The organism is uncultured Sphingomonas sp., assembly GCF_946477935.1.
Taxonomy (GTDB): Bacteria; Pseudomonadota; Alphaproteobacteria; order Sphingomonadales; family Sphingomonadaceae; genus Sphingomonas.
The window spans coordinates 1-9435 of sequence record NZ_CAMLAC010000140.1; the positions used below are offsets into that span (position 1 = coordinate 1).

At 65.8% G+C, this 9435-nt stretch carries 10 protein-coding genes and 2 tRNA genes; 4 read left to right on the forward strand and 8 right to left on the reverse strand.

Annotated elements, in window-relative coordinates; genetic code table 11:
* The 6 genes from Q0U08_RS19900 to aroA all read right to left on the reverse strand — a co-directional run.
* The coding region (locus tag Q0U08_RS19900) for an ABC transporter substrate-binding protein (protein ID WP_367271136.1) at positions 1–565 on the reverse strand (565 nt) is incomplete at its 3' end.
* Positions 520–603, reverse strand: a tRNA-Leu gene (locus Q0U08_RS13790). The genes Q0U08_RS19900 and Q0U08_RS13790, both read right to left, overlap by 46 nt.
* Positions 604–670: 67 nt before the next feature.
* Positions 671–949 carry an integration host factor subunit beta gene (gene ihfB, locus Q0U08_RS13795; RefSeq protein WP_298091962.1) on the reverse strand — a complete coding sequence of 93 codons (279 nt, stop codon included), beginning with the start codon at positions 947–949 and terminating at the stop codon, positions 671–673.
* 139 nt (positions 950–1088) lie between these two features.
* On the reverse strand, positions 1089–2798 hold the full coding sequence (gene rpsA / locus Q0U08_RS13800; RefSeq protein WP_298091963.1) for a 30S ribosomal protein S1: 1710 nt from the start codon (positions 2796–2798) through the stop codon (positions 1089–1091).
* A gap of 270 nt (positions 2799–3068) precedes the next feature.
* Entirely contained in the window at positions 3069–3707 is a 639-nt protein-coding gene (locus tag Q0U08_RS13805) for a d(CMP) kinase (RefSeq protein WP_298091964.1), read from the reverse strand.
* On the reverse strand, positions 3704–5038 hold the full coding sequence (gene aroA, locus Q0U08_RS13810; RefSeq protein WP_298091965.1) for a 3-phosphoshikimate 1-carboxyvinyltransferase: 1335 nt from the start codon (positions 5036–5038) through the stop codon (positions 3704–3706). Before aroA ends, Q0U08_RS13805 begins: the two co-directional genes overlap by 4 nt.
* Positions 5039–5137: 99 nt before the next feature.
* Here aroA and Q0U08_RS13815 point away from each other — a divergent pair, with 99 nt between their 5' ends.
* The 4 genes from Q0U08_RS13815 to Q0U08_RS13830 all read left to right on the forward strand — a co-directional run bounded on the left by Q0U08_RS13815 (position 5138) and on the right by Q0U08_RS13830 (position 7336).
* Positions 5138–5455, forward strand: coding sequence for a TIGR02300 family protein (locus Q0U08_RS13815; RefSeq protein ID WP_112382623.1), 318 nt, complete (start codon positions 5138–5140; stop codon positions 5453–5455).
* 104 nt (positions 5456–5559) lie between these two features.
* A tRNA-Ala gene (locus Q0U08_RS13820) sits at positions 5560–5635 on the forward strand.
* A 152-nt stretch (positions 5636–5787) separates the two neighbouring features.
* Positions 5788–6906, forward strand: coding sequence for a GAF domain-containing protein (locus Q0U08_RS13825; RefSeq protein WP_298091966.1), 1119 nt, complete (start codon positions 5788–5790; stop codon positions 6904–6906).
* Positions 6899–7336 (forward strand): response regulator, encoded by a 438-nt coding sequence (locus tag Q0U08_RS13830; RefSeq protein WP_298091967.1) that lies wholly within the window; start codon positions 6899–6901, stop codon positions 7334–7336. Before Q0U08_RS13825 ends, Q0U08_RS13830 begins: the two co-directional genes overlap by 8 nt.
* On the opposite strand, the gene Q0U08_RS13835 is transcribed toward Q0U08_RS13830, so the two are convergent.
* On the reverse strand, positions 7315–8556 hold the full coding sequence (locus Q0U08_RS13835; protein WP_298091968.1) for a sensor histidine kinase: 1242 nt from the start codon (positions 8554–8556) through the stop codon (positions 7315–7317). The genes Q0U08_RS13830 and Q0U08_RS13835 overlap by 22 nt on opposite strands.
* Before the next feature lie 49 nt (positions 8557–8605).
* On the reverse strand, positions 8606–9343 hold the full coding sequence (locus Q0U08_RS13840) for a Crp/Fnr family transcriptional regulator (protein ID WP_298091969.1): 738 nt from the start codon (positions 9341–9343) through the stop codon (positions 8606–8608).
* Positions 9344–9435 lie beyond the last annotated feature (92 nt).

Below are 9435 nucleotides of genomic sequence, written 5' to 3' on the forward strand. Positions count from 1 at the left end.
GGGCGGGGGAACGCGGCGCGGTGATGCGCATCGGCCCGGTACCACCACCGGTGCGCGAGCGGATGATGGCGAGTTCGGGCTGCGCGAACAGCTTGAGCAGATCGGGGCGGGGGCGGGCAAGGCGCACCTCGATCACCTGCGGAGTCATCACCACGACCTCGTCGATCGCGGTCAGGAACGGCAGCAATGCGTGATCGGCCGCGGCACGCAGGCGGCCGCGAAGAATGACCACGACCTGTTCTGCGGTCACGGGGCGACCGTCGGCCCAGGTCGCTTCGCGCAGGCGGAAGATATAGGAAGCGCCATTGTCGGTGACGATCCACCGCTCGGCAAGACCCGGCTCAATCTGGCCGGCCGCATCGAAGCGGACCAGCCCTTGTGCAGTGGCATCGACCAGCAGTCGCTGCGGCAGGTCGCGGTGACCGGCAACGGGTGGCTCGCCGATGGCGCTGACTACGACCGGGCCGCTGTCGCGACGACGTTCGCAGCCCGATGCGACAAGCGCGAGGACAACCGCGATGGTGCGGACGGCGGGACTCGAACCCGCACTCCATGGGAAGCCGATTTTAAGTCGGCAGCGTCTACCGATTCCGCCACGCCCGCACACGATGCCTGACCAAGACGAGCGCGGCGCGCGCGTCAACCCGTGATCGACGTCGGCATGCAAAGGTTACACGTTCAGGCGTGCGCGCATTTCCTTGCCGGGTTTGAAATAAGGAACCCGCTTGGCATCGACGGCGACCTTTTCGCCGGTGCGTGGGTTGCGGCCCGTACGGGCGTCGCGCGGGCGGGTGGAGAAGGCGCCGAAACCACGCAGTTCCACGCGGCCATTCTCACTCAGGCGGCGGATGATCGAGTCAAAGAACGTCGTCACGATCAACTCCACCTCGCGTGGCGTGAGTTCCGGATTCTCATCCGCAATCTTGTGCACCAATTCCGACCGGATCATCGACAACAACCCCTCCGAACATCAATTCCTTATGCAAACGTTATACTAAAACTTCTCGTCCTTGAAAACGTTTCCGCTCAAGAAAAAAGGCACTCCCCCTGTGCCGGATTGGCACAGGGGGAGTGCCTAAACGGGCAAATTACTTCTGGCCGCGCGCCTTCAGTGCTTCACCCAGGATGTCACCCAGCGACGCGCCCGAGTCGGACGAACCATACTGCGCCACAGCCTGCTTCTCTTCGGCGATCTGCATCGCCTTGACCGAGAAGGTCGGCTTCTTGGAACGGTCGAAACCGGTCACCATCGCATCGAACTTCTGGCCGACCTGGAAGCGCTCTGGGCGCTGCTCGTCACGGTCGCGACCCAGATCGGTGCGCTTGATGAAGCCGGTCGAACCATCGTCGCCCGCCTGAACTTCGAGGCCCGCGTCGCGGACTTCGAGAACGGTGACGGTGATGACCTGGTTCTTGCCGAGGCGGTCGCCGGCTGCTGCCGGGCTGCCGACGACGGGGCCGCCACGCTCGAGCTGCTTCATGCCGAGCGAGATACGCTCCTTCTCCGGATCGATGTCGAGCACGATCGCCTGGACGCTCTCACCCTTGCGGTGCAGCGCCAGCGCGTCCTCGCCCGAAACGCCCCATGCGATGTCGGACATGTGGACCATGCCGTCGACATCGTTGTCCAGGCCGATGAACAGGCCGAACTCGGTGGCGTTCTTGACTTCGCCCTCGACGGTCGAGCCGATCGGATGGGCAGCGGCGAACGCCTCCCACGGATTGGCCTGAGCCTGCTTCAGGCCCAGCGAGATGCGGCGCTTGTCCTGATCGACCTCGAGCACCACCACGTCCACTTCCTGCGAAGTCGACACGATCTTGCCCGGATGGACGTTCTTCTTGGTCCAGGACATTTCGGACACGTGGACCAGGCCCTCGATGCCCGGCTCCAGCTCGACGAACGCACCATATTCGGTGATGTTCGTGACGCGGCCCGACAGCTTGGCGCCGACCGGATACTTGACCGACGCACCATCCCACGGATCGCTCTCGAGCTGCTTCATGCCCAGCGAGATGCGCTGCGTGTCCTTGTTGATGCGGATGATCTGCACCTTCACCGTGTCGCCGATGTTGATCATCTCGGACGGGTGATTGACGCGCTTGTAGCTGAGGTCGGTGACGTGCAGCAGGCCGTCGATGCCGCCGAGGTCAACGAACGCACCGTAATCGGTGATGTTCTTGACGACGCCCTCGATGATCTGACCCTCGGCCAGGCTCTGGATCAGACCCGAACGCTGCTCGGCGCGGGTCTCTTCGAGAACGGCGCGACGCGACACGACGATGTTGCCGCGCTTGCGGTCCATCTTCAGGATCTGGAAGGGCTGCGGGATGTCCATCAGCGGGGTGACGTCGCGCACCGGGCGGATGTCGACCTGGCTGCCGGGGAGGAAGGCCACGGCGCCGTTCAGGTCGACGGTGAAGCCACCCTTCACGCGGCCGAAGATCACGCCTTCGACACGGGCCGACTTCGAGAATTCGAGTTCCAGCTTGTCCCATGCGGCTTCGCGGCGCGCGCGGTCGCGGCTGAGCATCGCTTCGCCGTGCATGTTCTCGACGCGGTCGACATAGACTTCGACTTCGTCACCGACCTTCAGATCGGCCTTCTGACCGGGGGCGGCGAACTCGCGCAGCGGCACGCGGCCTTCGGACTTCAGACCGACGTCGATAACGGCGAGGTCGTTTTCGATCGCGGTCACGGTGCCGTGCACGACGCGACCCTCGAAGCTGTCGGCGCCGCCGAACATGTCATCGAGCATCGCCGCGAAATCGTCGCGGGTGGGCTGTACCTGGGTTGCCATAAGGGTTTAACGTTCCTGGTTGGTCGTTTCCGGCCAAGCGGTTGGTTCCGCTGGTCTTGGCCACAAACTGCCGCGCCGGCCCCATGCCGATGCGGCACCCCGCGAACCGATTTCCCGCAAAGGCACGCACCGACGAACTTTTGGTCATCAATGCGAAAATGGCGCGTGGGGCCATGCCCGACGCGCCTGCCTCCGCGAGTCCGAGCCCGCAGGATGGTGTTGATATACGTCAAAGCGGGGTCAGGGGCAAGGTCGGCCCCGGACGCGGGTTCAGGCGTCGGCGCTGCGGGCGGCGAGGCGGGCTTCGACCAGGGCGATGGCGCGGGCGACGGAGGCGTCGATGGTGAGGTTGCTGGTGTCGAGCGCGGCAGCGTCGGCGGCCTGGGTGAGCGGAGCGGTGGCGCGGGCGCTGTCGCGGGCGTCGCGGGCGCGGATGTCGGCGAGCACCTGGTCGAAGCTCGCCTCGCTGCCGCGGGCTGCAAGTTCGGCGTGACGGCGGCGGGCGCGCACCTGCGGGCTGGCCTTCACGAAGAGCTTCGCATCCGCATCGGGGGCGATCACGGTGCCGATATCGCGCCCATCCAGGATGGCGCCGCCGGGCTGATGCGCGAAGCGCTTCTGCCGCTGGAGGAGGGCGGCGCGCACCAGCGGATGCGCGGAGACGATCGAGGCAAGCTGCCCGGTCTCGTCATCGCGCAAGCCGGGATCGGCCAGCGTCAGCTCGTCAAAGTCGCAGGCGGCGACCGCATCCGCCTCGCGCGTCGGATCGAGATCGAGCCGGCGCACGGTAGCCGCGACCGCGCGGTAGAGCAGCCCGGTATCCAGATGCGGTAGCCCGAAATGGCGGGCGAGCGCCTTGGCGATCGTCCCCTTGCCGCTGGCGGCGGGTCCATCGACGGCGATGATCATGCATCCATTCCCATCAGGCGATCCAGCGTGGCGAAGAAGATCGGATAGCTGGTGCCGACCGGGGCGGCATCGTCCAGCGTGACCGGCTGGCGGGCGTGAAGCGCCGCAACGGTCATGCTCATCGCGATGCGGTGATCCAGCCTGGTCGCCACCGTCGCACCACCGGCGATCGGCTCGCCACCGGTGCCGGTGACGGACAGGCCATCCTCGAACTCGCGCGTCGTGACGCCGCAAACGTTGAGCGCGTCCGCCATCGTCGTGATGCGATCGGACTCCTTGACGCGCAATTCGTGCGCACCGCGGGCGATCGTCGTGCCGTCCGCGAAGGCGGCGGCGACGAACAGCACGGGATATTCGTCGATCATGCTCGGCGTCAGCTCGGGCGGCACCTCGATCGCCGTCAGGGGCGCGTGGCGAACGCGCAGATCGGCCACCGGCTCTCCGCCAACGGTGCGCGCGTCGATCTCGGTGATGTCAGCGCCCATCATCCTGAGCGCGGTGATGATGCCGGTGCGCGTCGGGTTCATGCCGACATTGGTGACGGTGATGTCCGATCCCGGCACGATCGATCCGGCAACCAGCCAGAAGGCCGCGGAGGAGGGGTCGCCGGGGACGGTGATCGACTGGGGCCGCAACGTCGCCTCGCCGCGGATCGCGATGCGTTTGCCCTCGGCCGTGTCCTCGACGGTCAGGTCCGCGCCGAAGCCGCGCAGCATCCGCTCGCTGTGATCGCGCGTCGCGATCGGCTCGATCACCTCGGTCAGCCCGGGGGTGTTGAGCCCGGCGAGCAGGATGGCCGACTTCACCTGGGCGGAGGCGACGGGCAGGGTATAGCGGATCGGCACCGCCGGGCTGAGCCCGCGGACCATCAGCGGCAGGCGCCCGCCGGGTGTGTCGGAGAAGCTGGCACCCATCGTCGCCAGCGGTTCGATCACCCGGCCCATCGGACGCGCCGACAGCGACGCGTCGCCGATAAAGGTGGCCGTGATGGCATGAGACGCGACCAGCCCCATCAGCAACCGGGTCGAGGTGCCGGAATTGCCCATGTCGAGCGCGGCCGTCGGCTGAAGTAGCCCGCCGACGCCGACGCCGTGGATGCGCCAGGTGCCACTATCCTCGCGCACGATATCGGCGCCCATCGCCCGCATCGCGGCGGCGGTGGCGAGCACGTCCTCGCCCTCCAGCAAGCCATCGACGCGGCTTTCGCCGACCGCGAGCGCGGACAGCATCAGGGAGCGGTGGCTGATCGACTTGTCGCCGGGCACCGCGACGGTGCCGCGCAAGGAGCCACGGGAAGCGATCGTACGGGGTTGCGAAGAAGAATGCGCCATGAGCGCGGGCTTTTGACAGCCGCCTTGCGCTATGGCAAGGCGCGCACCAATTCGCCGGGGAAACCCAGCGAAATCCCAATCCGAAAGGTGATGAACGGCATGATCAAGCCGGAATGGGGCACGAAACGTACGTGCCCGAAATGCGCGACGCGTTTCTATGACCTGGAAAAAGACGATCCCGTCACCTGCATCAACTGCGGCACGCAGTGGGAGCCGGAGCCGATCCTGAAGTCGAAGCAGCCGCTGCCCTTCGAGCAGGCCAAGCCCGATGCCAAGCCCGATTCCGATCTGGGCGGCGATGACGAGGATCTGGACATCACCGGCGAGGACGAAGAGCCCTCCGCCGATGACGAGGTCGATCTGGGCGGCGACGACGATCTGGGCGTCGAGGCGTCCAAGGAAGACGACGAGCATTGATCGCGGTTGATCCGCGATAATTGTGGATAACTTGGCAGGCGCCTCCAAAGGGTGCTTGCCAAGATCGGGCAGCCCCGCTACTGGGCTGCCTCCCGGACGGATAAGGGGCCGTAGCTCAGCTGGGAGAGCGTCGCAATGGCATTGCGAAGGTCAGGGGTTCGATCCCCCTCGGCTCCACCATTTTACCGCTGAATCGCTTCTCACGACCGGGCATCGGTGGCGCACAAACGTGGGCTGATGGCAGCCTTGCGTGCAAGTCCCTGTAATAGGCCAGCAATTATTGTTGCCGAAGCGGTTGCACTGCATGACCCGATCGGATTATCGCCAAGTCCATGGCTGGACCTGTGTGGAACGACACCACCGCTACGCCGACTGACGATGTGGCGATCGATCCCTCGCTTCCGCGGCGATATCTGACGTTGATCGCGGAGGTGACCGACCGACTGATGGGTGCGGACGATCCCGCCCGGATGATCGACGAAATGTTCGAGTTGATCCGCACCGAATTGCGGCTGGACGTCTTTTTCAACTATCGGTTGGAGGGTGACCGCCTGCTGCTGGAGGCGCATGGCGGCCTGACCGCTGCCGAGGCCGGGAATGGCCGTGAATTGCTGCTCGGCCAGGCGGTATGCGGATGCGCGGCCAGCACGCGCAAGCCGATCCACGCCATCGGTGTGCAGCGGTCGAGCGACTCGCTTTACGATTTCGTGCGCGACCTGGGCCTGGACGCCTATGCCTGTGCGCCGCTGGTTCATGGCACTGAATTGCTGGGGACGCTGGGCTTCGGCCGCCGCTGGGCGGATCGGTTCAGTGAGGATGAACTGCGCTTCCTCCACACGATCTGCCACTATGTCGCACTCGCCAAGCATCGCCTGCGCATCGAGGAGGCGCTGCGCGCCGGTATCGAGACGCAGGCGCGGCTGCTGGAGGAGTTGAACCACCGGGTGCGCAACGCGCTTCAGGTGGCAATCGGGCTGGTGGCGATCGACGCCCGCGCGCAGGCCGATCCGCCGGCGCGGGCCGCCCTGGACCTGGCGACCGAGCGGTTGCAGGTGCTGGCAAGCGCGCATCGCCCGCTGTACGACACGGTCGGGCTGGGCGAGGTCGATCTGGCGGCGCTGTTCGCCGGCGTGTTCCAGCAGGTTCACGGCGCGGAGGCCGGCATTCTGGTCGCCGGGCGGTTCGAGGCACCGGTCGAACAGGCCGCGGCGGCGGCACTGTTGTTCCACACGCTGTTGAAACGACATGGCGAAAGACCGCAGATCAGCCTCGGCCCCGACGGGAACGAAGCCATGCGCCTGTCGTTTGAGGGCGCTATGTGGGGGCGAGATACCATGTCCGGTTCGGACGCGCGGATGTTTGCCGGCCTTAGCCATCAGGTGCGTGCAGAAGTTCATGCCGAGGGTGACGACCGGCTTGTCGTGGTGATGCCCTATGCCGATCGTGGCTGACACGATGGTGGAGACGCGTACGCTCGATCTGTTGGTGATCGAGGACGAGGCGCTGGTGGCGATGCTCGTGGAGGATGCGTTGACGCTGCACGGGCACCGGGTGGTCGGGATCGCCGATACCGTGGCCAGCGCGCTTGATCTCGCCGAACAGGACCGGCCCGATCTGGTGGTATGCGACGTGAAGCTGGCCGATGGCGACAGCGGGATCACCGCCGCCCGGGCCCTGGCCGATCGTGGCATTCCCTGCATCTTTCTCAGCGGTAATTGTCCGGGGGACGGTGGTCATCCGCTGATCATCGGCTGCGTCGCGAAGCCGTTCCATACCGGCAGCCTGGGGGCCGCGGTGCAGGCCGCCTATGCCATCGCACGCGGCGAGACACCGGAGCAGATTCCCCCCGCCTTGCGGCTTTATCGCGCGTTGCCGGCCTGAACGCTGTGCGGCAGCTTTATGGCGATGGTGCAGGTCAGGCCATGGGAATGCAGGTCCAGCATGCACTCGGCCTGCAACTCATAGGGCAGTAGCTCCTCGATCAACTCCGTCCCGAAACCGGGGGCTCCGCGCGGGGGCAGGGGATCGATCACGCTTTCCTGCCAATACAGCGTCAGCGTCTCGCCGGCGGTCCAGCGTACCGAGAGCTTTCCGCCGGGCTGTCCCATCGCGCCGAACTTCACCGCATTGGTGGTCAGCTCGTGAATGGCAAGGCCCAGACGCTCGGCAACGCGCGGCGTCAGGCAGACCTTTGGGCCGCTGACCGTCACCCGGTCGCCGGGTTGCACGCGCAGCTCGTCGTCGATGATCGCATGAAGGTCGATCGCGTCGTCGGTGCCATAGGTCATCAGCGCCTGGATGCGGGTGAAGGCGTTCAGGCGCCCGTCCAGATGACCCCAGGCCTCGCCATCGCTGCTCCGCGTCCGTCGGGCGATCGAGCGGACGACGGCCAGCATGTTGCGGACATGATGCTGGTGATCGACGCGCGGTTGCGGTGTCGCGATCCTGGTGGCGTGCGTCGGCGACGCGCCCCAGCATGGTGCGGGTACGAGCGCCACCAGCGGCTCGGGGTCGCCGACGACCGGACAGGCGAACAAGTGAAAGGATTGCGGCCACCCCTCCACCGTCACGGTCAGCGGATTGCGCATGCCCATTTGCAGAAAGCGGGGCGATACGCCGGATAACGGCGTTCCCGGCCATGCGGCAAGGCCGGTGCGGCGGCAAAAGGCGGCGTTGACCTCACGCACGACCGGTATGCCGTCGGCACCATAGCCGACCACGCAGCGGGGATCGTCCCCATCCGCGATCCCTTCGATCAGCCGAACGATCAGCGCAGTATCGGCGGGAGCAAAGCTGTCCGCCAACAGCCAGAATGTTCGCGACGCCTGCCGATCAGTCACCACCATGATGGCGTGATCGATCGTCCCGTCGGGTCGGAAAGAGGCCGGTTCCGCGACGTCGGCCACCAGCAGGTCGCACCGCTCGGGCAGTTTCGGTGGAAGGGTGTCGGGTGTCGGGCGCCATGGCCCGGCATGGATGATCCAGCCCGGGGCCGGCATCTGCGTGGCGATCGCGACCGATTCCGCCAGTCCCGACCGGACGATCTGGTCCGCCAGTGTCTGCCAGAGATCCGCACCCTCCGCCTCGGCATGCGCCAACATTTGCCAGGCCAGGGCTTCGGGGGATGGATCCGGCCGGAGGCGCAGCGTTTCAGTCATTGGCGTCCAGATGCGCTCCTTCGCGGTCGAGATGGAGGTAATTCTGATTGAAGAGGGCCAGTTGGCACAAGGCCCCGAGATCCGGTATCTCCACCTGCTTGCCCTTCCAATGGACGAGGCCGCGTCCGCGCAATTCCTGCAACGTACGATTGACGTGAACGGAGGTCATACCGGTCGCTTCCGCCAGGTCATTCTGGGTGATCGGGCAGAAGAAGCTGGAATCGTCGTTCAGGCCGACGCCGCGGATGCGGAAGAACAGCTCGCAGATCAGGTGGGAAATCCGCTCCAGGGCATTGCGCTGGCCCAGATTGACCGTCCATTCGCGCTGGATCGCCGCGGCGACGAGCGAGTCCCACCACAGCGCCTGGACGATACGCGGGCGTTCGGTGACCTGCTCGAAGGTATCCCGCGGGATTTCGCAGAAGGTCAACGGGGTCAGCGCGGCGATGGAATGGTCCATCTCGCGCAGCAGATAGATGTTCAGGTCACACAGATCGCCGGGCAGGAAGAAGGAGATGATCTGGCGGCGGCCATCCTCGAGCATCTTGTAACGGAACGCCCAGCCGTCCAGCATCAGGTTGATCGCACGAGGCTTCTCGCCCTCGCGAACAAGATCGCGGCGGGCCCCCAGCCGGCGGATACCCGTGCTGGCGAGCTCATCGAGTATCGTGCGGTCCGAACCGGACAGTCGCGTGAACTGTTCCAGTTTCCGGATCAGTGGGTTGTTCATCATGGGTCCCTTCACGACGGATCATGAAGGGCATAGAAACTGCCGCTCGTACATAGGTTAATGGTTTGCGAAGGAACCGGATTGCGCGGCCC

Excerpts from the sequence above, each read along its gene's own strand:
- ihfB (WP_298091962.1), bottom strand. The coding sequence starts at position 949 with ATGATCCGGTCGGAATTGGTGCACAAGATTGCGGATGAGAATCCGGAA.
- rpsA (WP_298091963.1), bottom strand. The coding sequence starts at position 2,798 with ATGGCAACCCAGGTACAGCCCACCCGCGACGATTTCGCGGCGATGCTC.
- Q0U08_RS13805 (WP_298091964.1), bottom strand. The coding sequence starts at position 3,707 with ATGATCATCGCCGTCGATGGACCCGCCGCCAGCGGCAAGGGGACGATC.
- aroA (WP_298091965.1), bottom strand. The coding sequence starts at position 5,038 with ATGGCGCATTCTTCTTCGCAACCCCGTACGATCGCTTCCCGTGGCTCC.
- Q0U08_RS13815 (WP_112382623.1), top strand. The coding sequence starts at position 5,138 with ATGATCAAGCCGGAATGGGGCACGAAACGTACGTGCCCGAAATGCGCG.
- Q0U08_RS13825 (WP_298091966.1), top strand. The coding sequence starts at position 5,788 with ATGGCTGGACCTGTGTGGAACGACACCACCGCTACGCCGACTGACGAT.
- Q0U08_RS13835 (WP_298091968.1), bottom strand. The coding sequence starts at position 8,556 with ATGTTGGCGCATGCCGAGGCGGAGGGTGCGGATCTCTGGCAGACACTG.
- Q0U08_RS13840 (WP_298091969.1), bottom strand. The coding sequence starts at position 9,343 with ATGAACAACCCACTGATCCGGAAACTGGAACAGTTCACGCGACTGTCC.